Raw genomic sequence first — 22,863 nt, 5'->3', positions numbered from 1 at the left:
TTCCACTCCCGGCCCTTCGAGGGCTGTACGTCCGTCGACCGGACCGTGTTCCCCCTTGCTTTCCGCCCCGACATGCCCCGGTCACCCGGCACGATGAGCGCACTATCCCACCTGCCCGACACCCGAAAAGGCGCGAGCATGGAAGCCGATCCATCGCCACAACATGAAGGAGCCGAAAGTAAGTCACGGACCGGGCGGATGGCAACGGAAAACTGCCCCGGTCGGGACGCTAAAATTGCGTGACCCGGAGGGTGGGATCAGTCTATGGTTTCAGGGGAAACCAATCGACACTTTGCACAATAAAATAAAGCCGGGCCTCGCACCGCGGCGCGCGACCCGACCTTATGATATTTTCTTTTCCGTTACTTTCCCGACGGGAAATAATACGGAGGCCGGAGAGGCCGTTACGCGGCAGCGATGGCCTTGATCCGCGCGGACAGGCGGGACAGCTTGCGCGCGACCGTGTTGGCATGCACGACGCCCTTGCCCGACGCGCGCTGCATTTCCGGCTGCGCGGCGCGCAGGGCGGCCTGGGCATCGTCCTTGTTGCCGGCCGCGATCGCCGCCTCGACCTTCTTGATGAAGGTGCGCATGCGCGAGACGCGTGCCGTGTTGCGCGCGTTGCGGCGCTCGTTCTGTCGGATGCGCTTGCGCGCGGAAGCAGTGTTCGCCATCGTTCTCAGTTCAACAAAGCAGGTTACGAGGTCCGCCCCGTGTGCGCGGACATCCGGATCAGGCAGGCGATCTAGTCCAACCGGTCATCGTCCGTCAAGACACGTCTTCATGCGCATGTGCCGCGCGCCCGCTTCCGTCGGGCGGGCGCTGGCGCATGGGACAGAAATAGCTGGACCGTCCGGCCTGCTCCAGACGGACCACGCCGCCGCAGACGGGGGCGCCGGGACAGTCCGGACAGCCGGTGCCCGCCCGGCCATAGACCCGCCATTCATGCTGGAAATAGCCCAGCGTGCCGTCCGTCTGCACATAGTCGCGCAGGGACGACCCGCCGGCGGCGATCGCATCGCGCAGCACGGCGCGGATCCCCCGCACCAGGGCCGCTTCCTCGCGCGCGGTCAGGGAACAGGCCAGGCGGGCGGGGTGGATCGCGGCGCGGTACAGGGCCTCGGAGACGTAGATGTTCCCCAGCCCCGCCACGACTCCCTGGTCCAGCAGCGCGGCCTTGATCGTGGTCCGCCGCCGCCCGATCGCCTGGTGCAGCCAGTGCTGCGAGAAATCGTTGCCCAGCGGTTCGGGCCCCAGATGCGCCAGCAGGCGATGGGTGGTCTCGGCCGATGTCGGCATCAGGTCCACCGCGCCGAAGCGCCTGGGATCGACCAAGCCGAAATGGGTGCCGTCCTCCATCGTCACGGCAAGATGCTCGTGACGGTCCTGGAAGCCGTTGGCTGCGCCCGGCGGCGTCAGCAGCACCCGGCCCGACATGCCGAGATGCAGCAGCATGGTCTGTCCGCTATCCAGCCGCAGCAGGATATATTTCGCCCGCCGCGCCAGTTCGACGATTCTGGCGCCGCGCAGGCGGGCCGCGAGGTCGGCGGGAAAGGGAAAGCGCAGGTCGGCGCGGCGCACCGCCACCTGGGCGATCCGCCTGCCGTCGAGATGCGATCGCATCCCGCGCATCACTGTTTCGACTTCAGGGAGTTCCGGCATGGGTGGATCTGAGGTTATATCCCTGATTCATGACCGACAAGACCGCTCCCTCTCCGTTCGCGGACGATGCCGCCCCCCGCGCCGCCGGGGCCGACACGACCGATTTCGGCTTCCGCAACGTGCCGACGGCCGAAAAGAAACCGCTGGTCCGCGCCGTGTTCGACAGCGTCGCGGGCCGGTACGACATCATGAACGACGTAATGTCGCTGGGCATCCACCGCGCCTGGAAGAAGATCTTCGTCACCGAACTGGGCGCGCATCCCGACCTGACCCTGCTGGACCTGGCCGGCGGCACGGGAGATATTTCCTTCGGCTGGCTGCGCGCGGGCGGCGGGCAGGCGATCCTGTCCGACATCAATGCCAGCATGCTGGGGGTCGGACGCGGCCGCGCGCTGGAACGGGGACTGATTGCGGGCCTGCGCTTCGCGGTCATGGATGCCGAGGCGATTCCCCTGCCGGACCGGTCGGTCGATCGCGTCTCGATCGCGTTCGGCCTGCGCAACTGCACGGACAAGGACGCCGTGCTGCGCGAGGCGCGGCGCGTGCTGCGCCCGGGCGGCAAGTTCATGTGCCTGGAATTCTCGCGCGTGCAGGTGGCTGCGCTGGCGCCGATCTATGACGCATGGTCGTTCCATGTGCTGCCGCGCATGGGGGCGGCGATCGCGGGGGACCGCGACAGCTATCAATATCTGGCCGAAAGCATCCGCATGTTCCCCGACCAGGAGACGCTGGCCGGCATGATGCGCGATGCGGGGCTGGAGCGCGTGTCGGTCCGCAACCTGTCGGGCGGGATCGCGGCCATTCATTCCGGCTGGCGCATCTGACGATGACGGACACGCCGCTTCCGGCGATGACGGACACGCCGCTCCCGGCGATGACCGACACGCCGCCCCCGACCGGTGGACGCACGGTCCTGCTGATCGTCTGCGGGGGGATCGCGGCCTATAAGAGCCTGGAACTGGTCCGGCTGCTGACGGCGGGCGGGGTGCGCGTGCGCACGGTGCTGACGGCGGCGGGCGCGCAGTTCATCACCCCGCTGAGCCTGCAGGCGCTGACCGGCGAGCGCGTGTTCGGCGACCTGTTCTCGCTGACCGATGAAAGCGAGATGGGGCATATCGTGCTGTCGCGCTCGGGCGACCTGCTGGTGGTCTGTCCGGCCACCGCGGACATCATGGCGCGCATGGCCGCGGGGCTGGCCGACGACCTGGCCAGCACGGTGCTGCTGGCCACCGACAAGCCGGTGATGATCGCCCCGGCGATGAATGTCCGCATGTGGGAGCATCCGGCTACGCAGGCGAACCTGGCCACGCTGCGCGCGCGGGGGGTCATGGTGGTGGGGCCGGAGATCGGGCTGATGGCCTGCAACGAGACCGGGCCGGGCCGGCTGGCCGAACCGGCGGCGATCGCCGAGGCGATCTTCGGCCATTTCGCCGCGGCCGGGCGGGTGCCCCTGCCGGCCGGCGCGCTGACCGGGCGGCATGTGCTGGTCACGGCCGGCCCGACGCATGAGCCGATCGACCCGGTGCGCTATCTGGCCAACCGGTCCTCGGGCCGGCAGGGATACGCCATCGCGGCCGCGCTGGCCGAATGCGGCGCGCGGGTCACGCTGATCAGCGGACCGGTCGACCTGCCGCCGCCGGCCGGAGTCGCCGTCACCCGCGTGGAGACCGCTGCCCAGATGCTGGCCGCCTGTGATGCCGCCCTGCCCTGCGACGCCGCGATCTGTGCCGCCGCGGTCGCCGACTGGCACGTCGCGCAGCGGTCCGAGCGCAAGATGAAGAAAGCGGCCGGCAGCCCGCCGCCGGTGCTGACCCTGCTGCCCAATCCCGACATCCTGGCGCGCCTGTCCGCGCCGGGGCCCGATCGTCCGGCCCTGGTGGTGGGGTTTGCCGCCGAGACGCACGACGTCGAACGCCATGCCGCCGCGAAGCGCGCGGCCAAGGGCTGCGACTGGGTCGTCGCCAACGACGTGCGGCCGGAAACCGGGATCATGGGCGGGACGGAGAATGAAATCGTCCTGATCACCCGCGACGGCGCCGAACGCTGGCCGCGCCTGGACAAGCAGGCCGTGGGCAGGCACCTGGCCCTGCGGATCGCCCAATATTTTTCGTCCGACCGGAGCCCCGCATGACCGCCCCCACCATTCCCGTCGCCGTCCGCCGCCTGCCCCATGCCGCCGATCTCGCGCTGCCGGCCTATGCCACCGAGGGCGCGGCCGGCATGGACCTGCTGGCCGCGATCGGCGCGCCGGTCGTGCTGGCGCCGGGGGCGCGGATGCTGGTGCCCACCGGCCTGTGCATCGCCCTGCCGCCGGGATACGAGCTGCAGATCCGTCCGCGTTCGGGCCTGGCCCTGAAGCACGGCATTACCCTGCCGAACGCGCCGGGCACGATCGACGAGGATTATCGCGGCGAGATCGGGATCATCCTGCTGAATACCGGCGAGGCGCCGCTGACGATCGAACGCGGCATGCGGATCGCGCAGGGGGTGCTGGCCCCCGTCGTGCGCGCCGGCTGGCGGGAGGTCGAGACGCTGGACGAAACCGCCCGCGCCGCCGGCGGCTTCGGCAGTACCGGCTTCGGCGGTTCCGGCCCGGGCCGTTCGGGCGCCGCCTGACCGGCCGGCCCCGGCCGCGCGGGGCGCGGCGGAAAGGGGCATGACAGGAAAGAGGTTCATGACGGCGCGTTCGCTTCCGGCCCCCTCGGCCCATCCGGCCCGGCCCAACCTGTTCGACCTGGCGGCCCTGCTGTGCATGCTGGGGCTGGCGGTGGCGCTGGCCGCCACGGGACGCCACATGCTGGCGCCGCTGTCGGCGCCGAATGCCGCCGGCATCCACCTGGAGCCGTCCTGGCTGCCGGGCTATGCGATCCGCACCGCGCTGCGCATGTTCGCGGCGCTGGCCGCGTCGCTGCTGTTTACCTTTACCTATGCGGTCTGGGCGGCGAAGAGCCGGCGCGCGGGGCTGATCCTGGTGCCGGTCCTGGACGTGCTGCAATCCGTGCCGATCCTGGGATTCCTGACCTTTACCGTCGTGTTCTTCATGGGGCTGTTCCCGGGGCGGGTGCTGGGGGCGGAACTGGCGGCGATCTTTACGATCTTCACCAGCCAGGCGTGGAACATGGCCTTCAGCATGTATCAGTCGCTGCGGACCGTTCCCCCGGACCTGGAGGAGGTCGCGCGCAGCTTCAACCTGACCGCGTGGCAGAAATTCTGGCGGCTGGAGGTTCCGTTCGCGGTGCCGGGCCTGGTGTGGAACGCGATGATTTCCATGTCCGGCGGCTGGTTCATGGTCGTCTATTCCGAGACGATCACGGTGGGGAACACCAATGTGCTGCTGCCCGGCATCGGGTCCTATGTCGGCACGGCGATCGCGCAGCGCGACCTGTGGGCGATCTTCTACGCCATCGTGACCATGCTGGTGGTGATCCTGGCCTACGACCAGTTGGTCTTCCGCCCGCTGGTCGCCTGGTCGGCGCGTTTCGCGACCATCGCGTCGCCGTCTTCGTCCGATCCGTGGATGCTGGTGCTGCTGCGCCGCACCGCCCTGCTGCGCCGGGTCACGGATGCGATCGGCGACGGGCTGACCGCGATCGGCGGGCTGAAACTGGGCCGGCGCCCGTCCGATGCGCGGCCCGCGCCGCGCATTCCCGACCGGGTCCATGACGCGCTATGGATCGCCCTGCTGTCCGTGCTGTCGGCCCTGGCGGTGTGGCAGGTCTGGTCCTATGCCAGGGCGACCTTCAGCGCGGCCGACCTGATGCATGTCGTCGCGCTGGGCACGCTGACCCTGGCACGGGTGCTGGCCATGGTCCTGCTGGCATCGCTGATCTGGGTGCCGGTGGGGATCTGGCTGGGACTGGACCCGGTACGTGCCCGGCGCACCCAGTTCGTGGCGCAGTTCATGGCGGCCTTTCCGGCCAATCTGTTCTTTCCGGTCTTCGTCCTGCTGATCGTCCATTTCCATGCCAGCAGCGACGTGTGGCTGACGCCGCTGATGGTCCTGGGCACGCAATGGTATATCCTGTTCAACGTCGTGGCCGGCGCCGCGTCCTATCCGGCCGACCTGCTGGAGGTCGCGCGCAGCCTGCAGGTCGGCGGGCGTCTGTGGTGGCTGCGGGTCATCCTGCCGGGGATCGTGCCCCATTACATCACCGGGGCGATCACGGCGTCGGGCGGGGCATGGAACGCCGCGATCGCGGCCGAGGTCGCCAGTTGGGGCGACGTCAGGCTGAGCGCCCATGGGCTGGGCGCCTATATCGCCCACGCCACCGCGGCCGGCAACACCGCCCAGGTCGGGCTGGGCATGACGGTCATGGCGGCGTTCGTCCTGCTGTTCAACCGCGCGGTGTGGCGTCCCCTCGCCGACTATGCGCGCCGTCACTTCACTTTCAGTTGAGCCCGCGCCCATGACCACGCCCCCGTCCAGTCCGACCGCAGGCTCCGCCGCGCCCCCATCCGCGGCACCCCCGTCCACGGCAGCTTCGCCCGCCCCGGCGCGCGAGGAACTGGTCCGCATCACCGACTGCCGCCAGGCCTATCACAAAGGTGCCGCCGCCGACCTGGTGGTGCTGGACGACGTGAACCTGACCCTGCGGTCGGGCGAGATCGTCGGGTTGCTGGGACGGTCCGGGTCGGGCAAGTCGACGCTGCTGCGCATCATCGCCGGGCTGCTGCCGCCCAGCGCCGGCCAGGTGCTGTGGAAGGGCCGGCCGGTCGTCGGCCCGGTGCCGGGGATCGCCATGGTCTTCCAGTCCTTCGCGCTGTTTCCCTGGCTGACGGTGCAGAAGAATGTCGAACTGGGACTGGAGGCCAAGGGCGTTCCGCCGGTCGAGCGCGACCGGCTGGGGGAAGCAGCGATCGACCTGATCGGGCTGAGCGGCTATGAAAACGCCTATCCCAAGGAATTGTCGGGCGGCATGCGCCAGCGCGTGGGGCTGGCGCGCGCGCTGGTGGTGCAACCCGACCTGCTGCTGATGGACGAGCCGTTCTCGGCGCTGGACGTGCTGACGGCGGAAAATCTGCGCACCGACCTGATCGAGCTGTGGGCCGAGGGCAAGCTGCCGGTCAAGTCGCTGATGCTGGTCACCCACAGCATCGAGGAAGCGGTGCTGATGTGCGACCGCATCCTGGTCTTTTCGTCCAATCCCGGCCGGGTCGCGCATGAGGTGAGCATACCCTTTGCGCATCCGCGCAACCGCGAAGATCCTGCCTTTCGCCAGGTGGTCGACCGGATCTATGCCCTGATGACGCGCCGCGCGCCCATCGTGTCCGAGGTCGAATTGCGGGCCAGCGAGGAGCCGCAGCCCGCCGCGCCGGTCCAGGTCGCGCTGCCGTCCCTGCCGATGAACGCGATGGTCGGCATGATGGAGACGCTGGCGGCCGATCCGCTGAACGGGCGCGCCGACCTGCCGCTTCTGGCGTCGCGCCTGCAACTGGAGCTGGACGACCTGTTTCCCCTGGGCGAATCCCTGCAATTGCTTGAATTCGCGGAACTGGAGGACGGCGACATCCTGCTGACGTCCGAGGGCGCGCGCTTCGTCCAGAGCACGCATGACGAGCGGCGGCAGATCCTGTGGCACAGCCTGCTGCATAACGTGCCCATGGTACGCACCATCCGCGCCGTGCTGGACGAGCGGCCGAACCACCGGGCCAGCGCCGAGCGCTTCCGCGGCGAGTTGGAAGACAGCATGTCGCCCGACTACGCCAAGCAGACCCTGCAGACGCTGATCGGCTGGGGACGCTATGCGGAATTGTTCGATTATGACGAGGAAGCGGACCAGTTGTTCCTGGATGACGAGATCGCGTGAAACGTCACCCCGGACGGCGCCGGGGATGACGTGAATCCGCCTCCGGCGCCTACCCCGGTCAGCCCTGCGCCCGCGCCAGGCGGGACATGTAGGTCCGGCGCAGCTTCGCCACCTTGGGCGCGATCACCGCGGCGCAATAGCCCCGTTCCGGGTGCTTGGCGAAATAATCGTGATGATAGGATTCGGCCTCGTAGAACCGGTCCAGGGGCTGGATGTCGGTCACGATCGGATCGGGCCACAGCCGTTCCGCCGCGACCTGGTCGCGCACCGCGCGGGCGGTCCGCGCCTGTTCGGACGTGGCGGTGAAGATCACCGAGCGATATTGCGGGCCTATGTCCGCCCCCTGGCGGTCCGGGGTCGTGGGATCGTGGATCGTGAAGAAGATCCGCAGCAGGTCGGCATAGGACAGGATCGCGGGGTCGAATGCGACGCGCACGACCTCGGCATGGCCGGTGCGGCCGCTGCAGACCTGTTCATAGGTCGGGTCGGCCAGGGTGCCCCCCGCATAGCCCGGAACCACGCCGAGGATGCCCCGGAGTTCCTTCAGCATCGCCTCGGTGCACCAGAAGCACCCGCCGCCCAGATAGGCGACGTCCTGGCCGGGCGGCATGCGCGTCGCTTCATCCATCGTTCCAGCTCCTTCCCGCGCCGCGGACGGGCGCGCCTTGTCTACAAGATGTGAGGGCCGCCACCGGATTGAAAGAGACGTCATGGTGACGAGCCCGCGACAGCTTCGCGACGCGACCGGGTCAGGCCAGGCGCGCCAGGGCGGCGGCCAGGCGGTCGCGTTCGCCCTGCCATTGGGCCAGGCGGTCGCGATTTTCCTCGACGATCTCGGGCTTGGCACGGGCGATGAAATCGGCATTGCTCAGCTTGCGCTCGACCTTCGCGATCTCGTCTTCCATCTTGCTGCGCTCCTTCTCCAGGCGCTGGCGTTCCTGCGTCAGGTCGATGACGCCGGCCAGCGGCATGACCAGCGTCGCCTCATCGACCACGAGCTGAGCTGCCCCCTGGGGCATGTCGCCGTCCAGGACCGCGACGTCGGATACGCGGGCCATGCGGCCGATCGCCTCGGCCCAGCGGGTCGCGCGGGCCACCGTCTCGGGCCGTGCGTCGCGCAGCAGCACGGGGGCGAGGCGCGACGGGGGCACGTTCATTTCGGCCCGCACGGTGCGGATGGCCGAGATGAAGCGGATCAGCCAGTCCATTTCGGCCGCGGCATCGGCCCCGCCGGCGGGCCGCGCGGCATCGGGCCAGGCGGCGGTCATCAGGCTGCCGGTCGGGCCGAACCCGAAATGCGCCCATAGATCGTCGGTGACGAAGGGCATGACCGGCTGCAGAAGCCGCAGGACGAGCCCCAGCACATGCGCCGTCACGGCGCGGATTTCCGCAGCCTGGGCCGCATCGTCGCCGGTGAAGACCGGCTTGGCGAATTCCAGGAACCAGTCGCAGAAGCAGTTCCAGACGAAGCGGTAGCAGGACGCCGCATATTCGTCGAAGCGGAAGGATTCCAGCGCGGCGTCGGCGTCGGCCACCGCGCGGGCGGCCTCGTCCAGGATCCAGCGTCCCAGCGGCGAGGCGACGCTTTCGGGACGAAAGCCGGCGACCGGGGCTACGCCGTTCATTTCGCAGAAACGCGCGGCATTCCAGATCTTGGTGACGAAGGAACGATGTTCCTCGATCCGTTTCTGCCCCAGCTTCACGTCCCGCCCCAGGCCCGTGAGGGCGCAGACGGTAAAGCGCATGGCATCGGCGCCGTACTGCTCGATCATTTCGAGCGGGTCGATGCCGTTGCCCTTGCTCTTGGACATTTTCTGGCCGCGCTCGTCACGGACCAGGCCGTGGATGAAGACGGTGCGGAACGGCACGTCCTTCATGAAATGCAGGCCCATCATCATCATCCGGGCCACCCAGAAGAAGATGATGTCGAAGCCGGTCACCAGCACGTCGGTCGGATAGTAGCGCGCCAGGTCCGCCGTTTCGTCGGGCCAGCCGAGGGTCGAGAAGGGCCACAGCGCCGAGGAGAACCAAGTATCCAGCACGTCCTCGTCCCGCGCCAGGGCTTCGGTGCGTCCGTAATGGGCCAGCGCCTGGGCCTGGGCCTCATCCTCGTCCTGCGCGACGAAGACATGGCCGTCGGGGCCGTACCAGGCGGGAATGCGATGGCCCCACCAGAGCTGGCGGCTGATGCACCAGGGCTGGATACCGCGCATCCAGGCGAAGAACGTGTTTTCCCATTGCTGGGGCACGAAGCGGACCTGCCCGGTTTCGACCGCCGCGATCGCGGGCCCGGCCAGGGCAGCGGCGTCGCAATACCATTGGGTGGTCAGGCGCGGTTCGACCACGGCGCCGCTGCGTTCGGCGTGCGGCACCTGGTTGCGGTGCGGCTCGATCTTCTCCAGCCAGCCCAGCCGGTCCAGTTCGGCGACGATCGCCTTGCGGGCCTCGTCGCGCTGCAGCCCCTCCAGCCCGCGCACGAAGGCCGGGTCGGCCAGTCCGTCCTCGGTCCGCAGATCGTCGGAAATTTCGGCCAGGGTGACGCGCGCATCCTCGTCCAGGACACTGGGCATCGCCAGACCGTGCCGGCGTCCGACCTCGAAATCATTGAAATCGTGCGCGGGCGTGATCTTGACCGCGCCGCTGCCTTTCTCGGGATCGGAATGGGGGTCGGCGACGATGGGGATGCGCCGCCCTGTCAGCGGCAGGATCACCGACCGGCCGACCAGGTCGCCGTAGCGCGAATCGTCGGGATGAACCGCGACCGCCATGTCGCCCAGCATGGTCTCGGGCCGGGTGGTGGCCACGGTGATGCTGCGCCCTTCAAGCCCCTCGACGGGATAGCGGATATACCACAGGCTGCCCTGGACCTCGCGGTTATCGACCTCGAGGTCGGAAATCGCGGAACGGAACGCCGGGTCCCAGTTCACCAGGCGCCGGTCGCGATAGATCAGCCCCTGGCGGTAGAGGGTCACGAAGACCTCGCGCACCGCGCGCGACAGGCCCTCATCCATCGTGAAACGCTCGCGCGGCCAGTCCAGCGAGGCGCCGAGGCGGCGCAACTGGGTGGTGATTGTGCCGCCCGATTCGGCCTTCCACTGCCAGACGCGCTGCTCGAACGCCTCACGCCCCAGGGCCTGGCGGGTGGTGCCTTCCTGCTGCAGGGCGCGTTCGACCACCATCTGGGTCGCGATGCCGGCATGGTCCGTGCCGGGCTGCCACAGCGCGTCGCGCCCCTGCATGCGCCGCCAGCGGATCAGCGTGTCCTGCAACGTCATGGTCAGCGCGTGGCCCATATGCAGCGTGCCGGTAACGTTGGGCGGCGGGATCATGATCGCATAAGGCTGCGCGTTGCTGTCCGGCGCGGCGGCGAAGGCGCCGTTGCGTTCCCATTCGGCATAAAGGGCGGGTTCGATCTCGCCGGGCGAGAAAGACTTGTTCAGCATCGCAAAAGCCAGACCTGACATATGGACAAGAAACGGGCGGAGCTAGAGCCATATCCATTCACACTGGTTCACGGATATAGCTCTAGCTCATTATTTTAACGAGCATCTTTATCCGACCGGATGGGTCCATCCGGTCGTATGACGCTCTAGTGTCCCGATTCCGAAATTCGCAAGCGAATTTCAGAATCGAAAGGACACTAGAATCAATATTTTAGTGGCCTGCTGGTCCGAGAAATTCTCATAAGAATTTCTCGGGCAGGACACTAGAGATAGGCGGCCCAAAAAAGCACGGCGGACCGGGCCCGGTCCGCCGCTTATACCCAAATTCGGCCTGAATGGAACGCCGCGGTCAGAAGGCGAAGGCCGGCGCGGGCTCGAGTTCCGGCAGCATCGGCAGGGCGACGTCGAAGACCGGGCGCACCGCGAGGCCCTGCGGCGTGCGCTCGGCAACGCAGGCGGTGGCGACCCCGTCCGCCGGCGAAAGGACGCAGACGATCCGCCCGCCTTCGGCCAGTTGGCCGGCCAGCGCCGGCGGGATCTCGCGCACCGCGCCGTCGATCAGGATCAGATCGAACGGGGCGTCCGCGCTGTCGCCTTCGGCCAGTGCCCCCCCGCGCCAGACAATCTCCGGGGCCTCGGTTGCGCAGAACGCCTTGCCGATCGCGCCGAGGGCCGTATTCGATTCGAGGGCCACCACCCGCAGCCCCAGGCGCGCCAGCAGGGCGGCGGCGTAGCCGGTGCCGGCGGCCACCACCAGCGCGCGCCGGCCGGATTCGGGCTGTGCGATCTGGACCATGCGCCCGATGATGCGCGGCTCGGTCAGCACGCGGCCATTGCCGAGATCCAGGCTCTGATCGGCATAGGCGAAAGGTTTCAGGGCCGGGGGCACGCAGCGTTCGCGCGGCAGGGCGCGCATCGCGGCGATGACCCGGGGATCGTTGATCTGCACCGGGCGGATCTGCGCATCCACCATCCGCTGCCGCGCGGCATCATAATCGAGTGCGGTGGCTCCAAGCGCGGACTGGTTCATGATGCTCCCTTCACAAAGAGTTCCCGGCCACACAATTTTATGTCCGCCTGATTCATGTCGTCTTGTTTTATGTCCTTGGGGCCGAACTGCCTAGCATGCCCTGCGCACACAACGACTTGACCGCGCGGGTCAGAGAGTGGATATAGCCAACGCGCCCGGTCGGGTCCGGTGGCAGAATGGTGATGCAGCGGACTGCAAATCCGCGAATGTGGGTTCGATTCCCGCCCGGACCTCCAGACATGACCCGCCGGCGCCTCAATCTTTCTTTTCGTGGCTTTCTTTTCGCGGCGTTCTTTTCGTGATTCCGATCGGAAGCGGCACCGGACGCGCGCATGTCCAGTGCCGCCGATATTCGCGAAAACGTGAATGCAACCGGCAATCGTCCGGCCCGGCCGATGGGCCGGGACGAACGCCCCGAAATCCGCCCGAAAGTCCGTTTATCAGGTGTTTATCAGGTGAAGCGTTCGGCGAACGCCGCGGCGGCGCCGAACAGGCCGGGCTGAGGGTGGGTGATCAGCCGGACGGGCATGTCGGACATCATGGCCTCGAACCGTCCCTTGGCGACGAATCGCTCGGCGAATCCGGAGCGGGGCAGATGGTCCGCCAGGCGCAGGCCAAGCCCGCCCGCGATCACCACGCTGTGCCCGCCCTGGGCCAGCGCCAGGTCGCCGGCGACGGCGCCCAGCGCCAGGCAGAATCGCTCCAGCGCCGCCGAGGCCATGTGGTCGCGCCCCTCCAGCGCCAGGGTCCATAACTCCTTGTCGTCGCGCGTGCGGGCGGGCTGGCCCTCCATCTCGGCGATCGCCTCATAGAGATTGACCAGGCCCGGTCCCGAGACGATGCGCTCGGTCGACACGCGGCGATAGCGCAGGCGCAGCCGCTGCAGGATCTTGTCCTCGACCACATCCAGCGGCGCGAAATCGACATGGCCGCCTTCGGTCTCGCAGACGATGTAGCGGCCGCCGCGCCGCACGACATAGGCAGAACCCAGCCCGGTGCCCGGACCGACGATGGTGGTCACGCCCGCATCGGATACCGGCCGGTCCGGACCGCACAGATGCCGCAGATAGGAGGGATCGACCTGCGCCACGGCGTGGCCCACCGCGCCGAAATCATTGACCAGGACATGTTCGTCCACGCCCAGCTTGGCACCAAGCTGCGCCGGCTGGATGATCCACGGATTATTCGTCAGCTTGAGCGTCTCGCCCTGCACCGGGCAGGCGACGGCGATCCCCGCGGCGCGCGGCAGGGGACGCCCGATCTGGCGGGCGAAGGCCTCCCACGCCAGTTGCAGGCTGGCATGTTCGGCGCATTTCAGGGTCGTGGCGTTTCCCAGGTCGGTCACCCGGCCCTCGTCCACAGTGGCTATGGCAAAGCGCGCATGCGTGCCGCCGATATCGACCGCTACGATCTCTTTCATGTCGTCTCCGACTCCCTGGATCCTTTATTACCCGGCCCGGGACCGAGGTGCCCCACTCTGCCGGGGCACTTTTTTGTGATCCGTCGTAAAGTGATTTCCCGTTCCCGGGGAGCCGTCAAGTCTCGATTCGCGTCGCGCGCGTCATGCCGCCGGGCGGGGGGCCTGATCGGCCTTCAGGCGCCGCAGGATCGCCGACCGCACCGGGGCGGGAAGGAGCTGGTCCAGCAGGCGCAAGCCGGCGAACAGGCGAGGGAAGATCAGATGCGCGCGGTCTTCCTCGACCGCGCGGGCGATCAGGCGGGCGGCCTGGGGCGCGCTTTGCAGGAAGGGCTTGGCGCTGGCGACGCGGCGGCTCATCGGCGTGTCGACGAAGCCGGGGGAAATCAGGGTCACGCCCACGCCATGGTCGCCGATGCCGTTGCGCAGCGCCTCGGCAAAGCGGGTCAGTCCGGCCTTGGACCCGGAATAGCCGGCGGCGAACGGCAGGGCGTGGAACGCCGCGACCGATCCCACCAGCACGATGTGTCCGCGCCGCCGCGCCACCATGCGTTCGGCCGCCGCCGTCGCCAGCGCGGCCGGGGTGGCATAATTCACCAGGCCGAGTTCCAGCACGGTTTCCGCCCGCTCGGTCTTGTCGGCGGATGGGCGCATGTCGCCCAGGCCGGCGGCCAGGACCAGCAGGTCGACCGGATTTGCCGAATCGTCCTGGCGGAATGCCGCAAGCGCCCCCTGCCCGTCGGACAGGTCCAGCACGCGCGTGATCACCGTGGCGCCGGCCGCGCGGCAATCGCGCGCCACCTGTTCCAGCCGCCCCGCGTCGCGCCCCCACAGGATGAGCGTCCGCCCGGCGCGCGCATAGAACCGGGCGGTTTCCGCGCCGATTCCGCTGGATGCCCCGGTCATCAGGATCGTCGCGGGATCGAACCGTATTTCGCCGCCTGGGCGCCTCCTGGCCATCGGGCCCCTTTCTTTCAAGGCCGGTTCCGTGTCATCACCACGGGGCCGGCGGCGCTGGTCGGCGCCTGATTTCATTCGCCCTTTTGCGGCATCGTACGGACCGGTCATGAACCAAGCGGATCAACTTGTCATCATCCCCGTCGCCGGCCGCCGTCAGATGTCACTGTTCCTTCAACTGCCGCGCCGGCTTTATGCCGGCCTGCCGGGCTATGTCCCGCCGCTGGACATGGAGCAGAAGGATCTGCTGCATCCTGCCAAAAGCGGGTTCTTCGGGCATGGCCGGGCCCAGTATTTCCTGGCCATGCGCGCGGGACGCCCGGTCGGCCGGATTTCGGCCCATGTCGATGATCTGGCCATCGAGACGCTGGGCGAAAAAATTGGCTTTTTCGGGGCGTTGGACGCGATCGACGATCTCGCGGTCGTCTCGGCCCTGCTGGATGCGGCCTGCGCGTGGCTGCGCGCGCAGGGCATGCCCCTGGCCCGCGGGCCCATGACCCTGAATTCGAACGGCGAACTGGGCATGATGGTGGACGGGCAGCATGCCCCGCCGATGATCGCCATGCCCTGGCATCCGCACTGGCTGCCCGCGATGATCGAAGCTTGCGGCTTTGCCAAGGCGATGGATTTCCTGGCCTATCAGATGGAGATCGGCCCGGCCGCCGAGCAGGCGCACCTGGTACCCGCCAGTCTGCGGCTGGGCGAGGGCAAGCTGGGCGACGTGACGACGCGCGGCATGCGCCGTCGGCAGATCGCCGAGGATGGCGAGATCCTGCGTCGGCTTTATAACGAAGCCTGGCGGAACAACTGGGGCTTCGTGCCGCTGACCGCCGACGAGATGCGCGGCATGATCGCGCAGATGAAGCCGATCCTGAAGTCCGAGCACCTTGTACTGATCGAACATAAGGGCGAGCCGGCGGCCGTCGCGCTGGTGGTGCCCAACCTGTACGACGTGGCGGGCGATCTGGGTGGCGCGCCCTCGCCGCTGGGCTGGATCAAGCTGGGCGGGCGGCTGCTGCGGCACCGCTTTCATTCCGCCCGCGTCATTCTGCTGGGCGTCAGCTCCAAGGTCGAGGGCACGGCGCTGGGTGCCATGTTGCCGGCGCTGGCGATCACCGAGCTGATGCGGCGCGGCCGGTCCCTGCCCTATCGCATGGTCGAGATGGGCTGGATCCTGGAGACCAACATGCCGGTACGCCGCCTGATCGAACGGCTGGCGCCCGAACCGTGCAAGCGCTACCGGGTGTATGACCGCAGCCTGACCGACTGAGGAGGTGGAAGGGGGACGATTGCCCCGTCCGGGTACGGGGGCAGCAGCCCCGCGCACCACGCCGCGATTGGAGGGCCGCGACTGAAAATCGTCCGGCCATGCCGGCCCCATGGCAGGGGCCGGACGGATAATCAGAAAGCGGTCGAAACGGTGCCCGTCATGCTGAAGCGGGGTTCGACCATGAAGGAATTGCCGTAGCCCAGAGTGGGAGGCATGCTGCCGCTATAGACATAGTGGCTGTTCAGGTCGCTGCCGCGATAGACCACGCCCAGGGCGCCGGTGCGGACGATCGATCCGGTCAGATTCGTGAAATTCAGGCGGAAGGTCGGCGATTTCGCGAACAGGAACGCCGGGAAGTGATAGCCCAGAGACAGCGTGTCCGTCACATAGCCCGGCATGCGCTGGTCGCCGGCGATGCTGACCGATTGCGGGCCGCTGTAATGTAGGCTGCCGTTGGCAAAGAAGCCCTTGTGGGTATAAGTCAGGCCGAAATTCGCCATCACGTGCGGCGCCATCACCGCCTGCGTGCCCTTCGAATGGATCAGCGTATTGGTATACGGGTCCATCACGTTGCTGTCCTGCGTCGCGTGCAGATACTCGAAGGACGCATAGGGGCTGAAACCGTGGATGGAGCGGCCGGACACCATGACGTCGAAACCGCGCATCGTCTGGTTCCCGATCGACATGGGCGAAAAGCTGTTCATGCCCACATACTGGTCCACGATGCGGTTCGTGACGTTGTAGTTGAACAGCGCCAGGTCGGCGATGATGTATTTGTCGTGATAGCGGTATCCCAGTTCTTCCTTGATGGAATACTGATTCTTCAGGAAGTTGGGGCCGGACGGCAGCCAGCCCATATCCACCGCGCTGGGCTGGCGGTAATCGCCCTCGGCGTTGACGTAGATCTGGTGATGCTCGTTGAACGTGTAGCCGATCGACAGTTGCGGCAGCGGCTCGGTCCGATTGTTGCTGCAATGCTGGAAATTGTCGCTGTCGTCGCAGACCGAGCCCTTCACCTTGCTGCCGTCGATGTTGGCAAAGCTGGCGGTCCAGCTATTGATCATGGCGAACTTGAAGCCCGCGTGAATCACCAGCCGGTCTTGCAGATATTTCGCGGTATCCTGGATGAACAGCGAATGGATCTCATACCCCGCGTTCTGGCCGAACGTGAAGGCACCGGTCTTGTACAGATACCACGGGCTGGGCGGCGTGCCGTCCGCCCTGGTGTTGCCGCCGGGATAGGATTGGTTCGTATAATTGTTCTCGTACCAGTAGCCGAGCGACAATACGTTGTGCGGGTCGATCTGGTAGCTCAGCTTGGCGACGGCGCCCACCTGCCGGGTGTCGTTCTGCAGGAAGAAGCTGGTCTGGTTCGGGCCGCTGTAGGGCGTGCCGTCGTCGTTGGAGATGGGGTTGGCGGGTGCGGCATCCCAGCCCTGGCCAAAGCTGAAATAGGGTTGCAGGTCGAAGCTGAGGCGCGCGGGCAGGACAAGATGCAGCGGCGCGGTCAGGAAGACCTGGTTCCAGTGGTCCTTGCTGTTCTGCCAGTAATTGTCGTTCCTGGGATCGTCCGAACGCCCCCAGCCCTGGCCGGTGTGCTTGTACCGGTAGAATTCCTGCGCGGTCGGGTAGTTGTCGATGGTGAAGTTCTCGTTGTTCCACGACAGGAACACCTTGGCGGTCGAACCGTTCTGCCAGTCCTTCTGGATACCGAAATCCAGGTGGCGGCGTTCGTTGATGCCCGATCCCATCCACGACCGGCTGTGGGTGTTGGAGAACGAGAGGTAGCTGCGCACGCCGCTATTGCCGATCTCGCCCGATTCCAGGCGCAGGAACTCCCGCGACAGATTGTTGGTGCCGTAGGAGAAATCCATCAGCCCGCCGAACTGGTGCGCCGCCGTGTGGCTGCGCTCGTCCATCACGCCGGCGGCGGCGGACATGACGGGCAGGTCGGTCCCCGAACTGCCGGGGGTGACGTTGACTTCTTCCAGGTTCTCGGAATCGATGTCCTCGGCCATGTATTTGGCCGCCGCCGCTGGGGCGCCGTCGACCATCAGCCCCATGTCCAGATCGGTCAGGCCGCGCACCTGGATCATGCCGCCCTGCATGCCGGCGGTGTCGGGGGTCGAAACGCTGAGGCTGGGCAAATTCTTGATCAGATCCAACGCCGTGCTGGTCGGCGCGCGCATGTCGATATATTCCTTCGCGACGGTCTGCACGGTGTGCGGTGCCGTCTCCAGCCGCATCATGCCGCCGCCGCCGTTCAGCGCCTGCCGGGACGAGGTGACCGAGATGTCTTCCGTCGCGGCGCGCGAGGCAGCGGCGGGGACCTGTGGCGCAGCGGTCGGGGTCGTGCCGGTTGCGGTCCGGCGGGTGGTCGAGGCATGACGGTCTTGCTGGCCGGTTGCGGCGTGCGCGCCCTGGTGGGGCGCCGTAGCCATACAGAACATGCCGGCCAGGCAGGTCATGGCCTGCAACCGGCCCCGCAGTCCCGGCATGCGGGAGAGATACGTCATTCCTCGATCCTTTTCATTTCGTCCTTCGCGCGTCCGGTTCGCGCCATGCATGATCCCGAAACGGGGGAGCCTGATAGACCTTTTTACTGCGAAAGACGAATGATCGCCTCCCGGACCGGTTTGTGGCCGAAATTATGGAGGCGCGGCCGTTACCTCAAGGATAAAAGAAACATCAATCCGTTGCCGTTTTGAGCACGCCCGCCGGCCGCCATTCGGCCGCCAGCCTGCATGCGCCATCAGCGGGGCCATTGAGGCAGTCTCTTACAAATGGCTCCATCCCGTGCGGGCGAATGCCATGGTCTCGCCTGACGGGCCCTGGACCGTGACGCCGGAGATGGTCCGGTCGAACCGGCCGATCCGGGTCACGGCCACGCCGCGCGCGGCGGCGGCCCGGCGCAATGCGTCGTCGTGCGCCGGCGGGACGGCCAGCAGCAATTGGTAGTCGTCGCCGCCCGTCAGGCAGGTGGCCAGCCAGTCCGGCCCCGCCTGGCGGGCGGCGTCCGACAGGGGCACGGATGCGGCGTCGATCCGGGCGCCGACACCGCTTTCGCGCGCCAGATGGCCCAGATCCTGCACCAGCCCGTCCGAGACATCCATCGCCGCCCGGGCGATGCCGCCCAACCCCAGCCCCAGGCGGGGTTCGGGCAGGCGGTAGCGGTGGACCAGGAAACCGCTGGGGTCGGCCAGTTCGCCGCGCAGCGCCCGCAAGCCAAGCGCGCCATCGCCGATCGTGCCCGTGACCCAGATTCCATCGCCGTCGCGCGCGCCGTTGCGGCGCAGCGCCCCGCCCGGCGCCACATGGCCCAGGATGGTCAGCGACAGGACCAGGGGGCCGGACGTCGCCGTGGTGTCGCCGCCGAGCAGGCTGAGCCCGTACAGCGCCTGGTCGGCATGCAGCCCTTCGGCGAAGGCGGCGAACCAGGCCTCGTCCCGTGCCGGAGGCTTGGTGACCGACAGCAGATAGCCCAGGGGAGCCGCATCCATTGCCGCCAGGTCGGACAGGTTGCAGCGCAGCAGCTTACGCCCCACCGTATCGGCCGGGTCGTCCGGCAGGAAATGCACGCCCTCGACCATCGTATCGACCGCGACGACCAGTTCGCGTCCTGCCGGCGCGCGCAGCAACGCCGCGTCGTCGGTCAGGCCCAGCGCCCCCTCGCCCGCCAGGGCACGGAAATGCCGCCTGATGAACCCGAATTCGGGCGGCAACGCGTCGGGGGTTGGAGGATCGGATGGATGGTTGGGCATTGGGGAGCGCCGCCCGGTCAGGCCTCTTCGGCTTCCGGCGCGTTGTCGGCGGGCGTGCTGGCGGCAGGCGCGGCAGTGCGCAGGCGGCGGGCCAGCGCGTCGAGCACGCCGTTGACCATCTTCGGCTCGTCTCCCGAGAAGAACCCATGGGCGATGTCGAGATATTCGTTGATCACGACGCGGGTCGGCACGCCCTCGACCACCGCCAGTTCGGCGCCGGCGGCCCGCAGCAGCGCGCGTAGCACCGGGTCGAGCCGCGCGAACGGCCAGGATGACGGCAGCACGTCGACGATCAGCGCATCGACCTGCTCGCGCCGGGCGACGGCCGAGCGGGCGACCTGCTCGAACAATTTCGCATCGGCCTCGGGCACCGTACCGTCTTCATAATCCTCCGCCTGATCGCCGGGCACGCGTCCCAGCCGATGGCGCAGGAACTGCGCGATCACCGTCTCGGGCGCGTCGTCGGCCTGCTCGATCTGGAACAGCGCCTGCACGACCGCCACGCGCGACGCGGTGCGCGACCGGGGCTTGTGGCGTGTGCCGTCTTCGTCCTGTACGCCGTTCATGGGCCTGTCTCCTGCTGCCGCTGATCCGTGAAAGGCGGCTTCATCGCCTCTTTATGCCGTCAGGTCCATAGCCCGAGGCGACCGCCGCGCCGGAATCGGCGGCCGGGACCCTGATCGCGGCCGGCCGGTCCTCGCCCGGGCCGACCGGGATCGATTCCAGGATCGCCGCGAAATCCTTGGTTTCACGGAAATCCCAATGCACGCTGGCAAAGCGGATATAGGCAACGATATCGACCTCGCGCAGCGTGTCCATCACCAGCTTGCCGATGTCGCGCGATGCGATGTCCGTCTCGCCCGATGCCTCCAACTGGCGCACCAGGCCGTTGACGATGCGGTCGATCCGGTCTTCGTCCACCGGGCGCTTGCGCAGGGCCACGCGGATCGAGCGCGCCAGCTTGTCGCGCTCGAACGGCACCCTGCGCCCGTCGGCCTTGACGACATACAGGTCGCGCAGTTGCACCCGCTCGATGGTGGTAAAGCGCTGGCTGCAGGACGCGCAGATACGGCGACGGCGAATCGCGGTTCCGTCCTCGTGCGGACGGCTGTCCTTTACCTGGGTGTCCTCGTGACCACAAAAAGGGCATCGCATGCGTGCGGGCTTCCCAACCGGCGTTGCGGCGCGTGCCGGCTGTCCGACGGGCGCCCGAGTTCGTCATCGCGGAACATGTGGCGGAATCCGCCGCCAATCGTGCCCCGGCGCGTAGCCCGCACGAAATGCGCATGAAATCGCCCGGGCGCAAGCCCGGACGTGCGATCGCCCGGTTTTCGGCGACTCAGGCTTGCTGGTATTATTCCTGCTGGTAACGTCGCAGCGAACGAACAGGCAAGGACCCCATGATGACGCGACGCGCGCTGCTGGTCGGAATGCTGGCCCTGGCGGGTACCATTGGTGCCCGGCCGGCCCTGGCGGCAGACGCCCCCTCGCCGGCGGTGCCGGGACAGGCCCCCCCTGGACAGGCCGACGCCGGCGCCGATATCGACATACGCGATAGCTGGATGCAGATCCTGCAGCCCGACCGCCGAATCGCCACCGGCTATTTCACCATCGAAAATCGCGGCAAGGACGCCCATCTGCTGAACGGAGTGACCGCGCCGGCCTGCCATGCCCTGTATGCCCACCATACAGAGCAGGAAAGCACGGGGGAGACCGCGGCACTGTTCGACCATCTGGCGCTGCCGGCGCAGACGGTCCTGGTCTTTCCGCCGGGCGGGTATCACCTGATCTGCAGCGGGTATGACGACAGCGTGCAGCCCGGACGGCGCATTTCGGTGACGTTTCATTTCCTGGGCGGCACGACACGAACCGTGCCGTTCGATATCCGGCCCAACCCCGACCAGACCGACGCGACGCCGTAGCACGGCCCCTGGCGACGCGGCCCGCGCGGCGTTTCCCGTCGCGGGCCGCGGGGCCGGCACGTCCTCAGGCCGCGGTGGCAAACGTGCTGGTCAGGGTGCGGCGCACCGCCTGCTGCCAGCCTTTCAGCATCGTCTCGCGCTGGGTGGCCTCCATCGCGGCGTCGAAGACGCGGCCGCGGGCCCAGCGGGCGGCGACATCGTCCAGATCGGTCCAGACCCCGGTCGCCAGGCCGGCCAGATAGGCGGCCCCGGTCGCCGTGGTTTCGAGATGGCGGGGCCGTTCGACCCGGGCCTGCAGGATGTCCGCCAGGAACTGGCAGAACCAGTCATTGGCCGCCATGCCGCCATCGACGCGCAATGTCGTCACCGCCCCGCCGCCGTCCCGGGCCATCGCCGCCATCAGGTCGTAGGTCTGATAGGCCACCGATTCCAGCGCCGCGCGGGCGATGTGCGCGGCCGTGGCGTCCAGGGTCAGGCCGCAGATCAGCCCGCGCGCCTCGGGATCCCAGTGCGGCGCGCCCAGCCCGACGAAGCCCGGCACCATATAGACGCCGTGGCTGTGCGGTATCCGGGTGGCCAGATCGTCGGTCTGCGACGCATGGGTGATCAGGTGCAGTCCGTCGCGCAGCCATTTGATCGCGGCCCCGGCGACGAAGATCGCGCCTTCCAGCGCATAGACCGTGCGGTTGCCGATGCGATAGCCGATCGTGGTCAGCATGCGATTGGCCGACTGGACCGCGGCTTCGCCGGTATTGAGCAGGACGAAGCAGCCGGTGCCGTAGGTCGCCTTGGCCATGCCGGGCCGGAAGCAGGCCTGCCCGACCAGGGCCGCCTGCTGGTCGCCCGCCATGCCCGCGACCGGAATAGCCCGCCCGAACAAGGCGGGATCGGTTTCGCCATAGATCTCGCTGTTGCTGCGCACCTGGGGCAGCAGCGCGGGCGGGATATCGAACAGACGCAGCAGATCGTCGTCCCAGACCTGGCGGTGGATATCGAACAGCAGGGTGCGCGACGCATTCGTGACGTCCGTGGCATGGACGCGGCCGCCGGTCAGGCGCCACAGCAGGAAGGAGTCGATGGTGCCGAAGGCCAGCTTTCCCGCTTCGGCATCGCGGCGGGCGCCCGGGACGTTATCGAGGATCCAGGCCAGCTTGGTCGCCGAAAAATACGGATCGAGCAGCAGGCCGGTACGCTGGCGCACCAGGTCCTCGTGCCCTTCCTGACGCATCCGGACGCACATCGGCGCGGTGCGGCGATCCTGCCAGACGATGGCCCGATGGATCGGCGCGCCGGTCGCGCGGTCCCATACCACGATCGTCTCGCGCTGGTTGGTGATGCCCAGCGCGGCGATCGATCCCGCGCCGCCGCCCTGCTCGATCGTTTCGCGCGCCGTGGCCAGCGTATCGCGCCAGATCTCGTCGGCATCATGCTCGACCCAGCCATGGTCGGGGTAGTGCTGGGCGAATTCGCGGCGGCTGGAAGCCAGTTCCTCGGCATCGCGGTCGAACAGGATGCTGCGGGTGGACGTCGTTCCCTGGTCGATCGCCAGGACTGTGGTCTTGTCGTTCATATGTCTTGCTCCTGACTTGGCTTC

General features: G+C 67.8%; 19 protein-coding genes and 1 tRNA gene. 8 read left to right on the top strand and 12 right to left on the bottom strand.

Translation table 11 applies throughout. The features are described from left to right. Positions 1–404: 404 nt before the first annotated feature. Complete coding sequence (gene rpsT / locus QN315_RS19525; RefSeq protein WP_176640662.1) at positions 405–674, bottom strand: 30S ribosomal protein S20; 270 nt, start codon at positions 672–674, stop codon at positions 405–407. Positions 675–768: 94 nt separating this feature from the next. After that, positions 769–1,662, bottom strand: a complete 894-nt coding sequence (gene mutM / locus QN315_RS19520; protein ID WP_323990986.1) for a bifunctional DNA-formamidopyrimidine glycosylase/DNA-(apurinic or apyrimidinic site) lyase — start codon at positions 1,660–1,662, stop codon at positions 769–771. A gap of 29 nt (positions 1,663–1,691) precedes the next feature. Between mutM and QN315_RS19515 the strand changes: the two genes are divergently transcribed. The 5 genes from QN315_RS19515 to QN315_RS19495 are packed head-to-tail and all read left to right on the top strand — an operon-like array spanning position 1,692 to position 7,469. Next, positions 1,692–2,486, top strand: a complete 795-nt coding sequence (locus QN315_RS19515; RefSeq protein WP_176640660.1) for a class I SAM-dependent methyltransferase — start codon at positions 1,692–1,694, stop codon at positions 2,484–2,486. A gap of 50 nt (positions 2,487–2,536) precedes the next feature. Then, positions 2,537–3,793, top strand: a complete 1,257-nt coding sequence (gene coaBC / locus QN315_RS19510; RefSeq protein WP_323993670.1) for a bifunctional phosphopantothenoylcysteine decarboxylase/phosphopantothenate--cysteine ligase CoaBC — start codon at positions 2,537–2,539, stop codon at positions 3,791–3,793. After that, complete coding sequence (dut, locus tag QN315_RS19505) at positions 3,790–4,278, top strand: dUTP diphosphatase (RefSeq protein ID WP_323990985.1); 489 nt, start codon at positions 3,790–3,792, stop codon at positions 4,276–4,278. Before coaBC ends, dut begins: the two co-directional genes overlap by 4 nt. A 58-nt stretch (positions 4,279–4,336) precedes the next feature. Beyond that, on the top strand, positions 4,337–6,058 hold the full coding sequence (locus tag QN315_RS19500) for an ABC transporter permease subunit (protein WP_323990984.1): 1,722 nt from the start codon (positions 4,337–4,339) through the stop codon (positions 6,056–6,058). Between the two features lie 10 nt (positions 6,059–6,068). Further along, positions 6,069–7,469 carry a nitrate/sulfonate/bicarbonate ABC transporter ATP-binding protein gene (locus tag QN315_RS19495; RefSeq protein WP_323990983.1) on the top strand — a complete coding sequence of 467 codons (1,401 nt, stop codon included), beginning with the start codon at positions 6,069–6,071 and terminating at the stop codon, positions 7,467–7,469. A 58-nt stretch (positions 7,470–7,527) separates the two neighbouring features. On the opposite strand, the gene msrA is transcribed toward QN315_RS19495, so the two are convergent. From msrA to QN315_RS19480, 3 genes are all read right to left on the bottom strand, one after another. Beyond that, positions 7,528–8,097 (bottom strand): peptide-methionine (S)-S-oxide reductase MsrA, encoded by a 570-nt coding sequence (msrA, locus tag QN315_RS19490; RefSeq protein ID WP_323990982.1) that lies wholly within the window; start codon positions 8,095–8,097, stop codon positions 7,528–7,530. Between the two features lie 121 nt (positions 8,098–8,218). Beyond that, entirely contained in the window at positions 8,219–10,912 is a 2,694-nt protein-coding gene (locus QN315_RS19485; RefSeq protein ID WP_323990981.1) for a valine--tRNA ligase, read from the bottom strand. 349 nt (positions 10,913–11,261) lie between these two features. Continuing rightward, positions 11,262–11,942, bottom strand: coding sequence for a protein-L-isoaspartate O-methyltransferase (locus tag QN315_RS19480; protein ID WP_323990980.1), 681 nt, complete (start codon positions 11,940–11,942; stop codon positions 11,262–11,264). 162 nt (positions 11,943–12,104) lie between these two features. On the opposite strand from QN315_RS19480, the gene QN315_RS19475 reads away from it, so the two are divergent. Then, positions 12,105–12,178 (top strand) — tRNA-Cys (locus tag QN315_RS19475). Between the two features lie 215 nt (positions 12,179–12,393). Here the strand turns inward: QN315_RS19475 and glk are convergent. Both glk and QN315_RS19465 read right to left on the bottom strand, forming a co-directional pair. Then, positions 12,394–13,362 (bottom strand): glucokinase, encoded by a 969-nt coding sequence (glk, locus tag QN315_RS19470; protein ID WP_323990979.1) that lies wholly within the window; start codon positions 13,360–13,362, stop codon positions 12,394–12,396. A gap of 141 nt (positions 13,363–13,503) precedes the next feature. Continuing rightward, a complete protein-coding gene (locus QN315_RS19465) occupies positions 13,504–14,319 on the bottom strand; it encodes an SDR family oxidoreductase (RefSeq protein ID WP_176639983.1) in 816 nt (271 codons plus the stop codon). Positions 14,320–14,425: 106 nt separating this feature from the next. Between QN315_RS19465 and QN315_RS19460 the strand changes: the two genes are divergently transcribed. Then, positions 14,426–15,586 carry a hypothetical protein gene (locus QN315_RS19460; RefSeq protein WP_176639984.1) on the top strand — a complete coding sequence of 387 codons (1,161 nt, stop codon included), beginning with the start codon at positions 14,426–14,428 and terminating at the stop codon, positions 15,584–15,586. A 131-nt stretch (positions 15,587–15,717) separates the two neighbouring features. Here QN315_RS19460 and QN315_RS19455 read toward each other — a convergent pair whose 3' ends face one another. From QN315_RS19455 to nrdR, 4 genes are all read right to left on the bottom strand, one after another. Beyond that, positions 15,718–18,102, bottom strand: a complete 2,385-nt coding sequence (locus QN315_RS19455) for a TonB-dependent receptor domain-containing protein (RefSeq protein WP_323990978.1) — start codon at positions 18,100–18,102, stop codon at positions 15,718–15,720. A gap of 261 nt (positions 18,103–18,363) precedes the next feature. Continuing rightward, positions 18,364–19,347: a thiamine-phosphate kinase gene (thiL, locus tag QN315_RS19450; protein ID WP_323990977.1), complete on the bottom strand. Its 984-nt coding sequence runs from the start codon at positions 19,345–19,347 to the stop codon at positions 18,364–18,366. A 17-nt stretch (positions 19,348–19,364) separates the two neighbouring features. Beyond that, on the bottom strand, positions 19,365–19,913 hold the full coding sequence (nusB, locus tag QN315_RS19445) for a transcription antitermination factor NusB (protein ID WP_323990976.1): 549 nt from the start codon (positions 19,911–19,913) through the stop codon (positions 19,365–19,367). 40 nt (positions 19,914–19,953) lie between these two features. After that, on the bottom strand, positions 19,954–20,502 hold the full coding sequence (gene nrdR, locus QN315_RS19440; protein WP_323990975.1) for a transcriptional regulator NrdR: 549 nt from the start codon (positions 20,500–20,502) through the stop codon (positions 19,954–19,956). Positions 20,503–20,747: 245 nt separating this feature from the next. Here nrdR and QN315_RS19435 point away from each other — a divergent pair, with 245 nt between their 5' ends. Then, positions 20,748–21,269 carry a copper chaperone PCu(A)C gene (locus QN315_RS19435; protein ID WP_323990974.1) on the top strand — a complete coding sequence of 174 codons (522 nt, stop codon included), beginning with the start codon at positions 20,748–20,750 and terminating at the stop codon, positions 21,267–21,269. 64 nt (positions 21,270–21,333) lie between these two features. Here QN315_RS19435 and glpK read toward each other — a convergent pair whose 3' ends face one another. Then, the gene (gene glpK, locus QN315_RS19430) at positions 21,334–22,839 is read right to left on the bottom strand and encodes a glycerol kinase GlpK (protein WP_176640650.1); all 1,506 of its coding nucleotides are present in this window, start codon (positions 22,837–22,839) and stop codon (positions 21,334–21,336) included. Between the last annotated feature and the right edge of the window lie 24 nt (positions 22,840–22,863).

The organism is Nguyenibacter sp. L1 (assembly GCF_035199985.1).
Taxonomy (GTDB): Bacteria; Pseudomonadota; Alphaproteobacteria; order Acetobacterales; family Acetobacteraceae; genus Gluconacetobacter; species Gluconacetobacter vanlangensis.
This window is presented reverse-complemented; position numbering and strand designations above follow the sequence as displayed.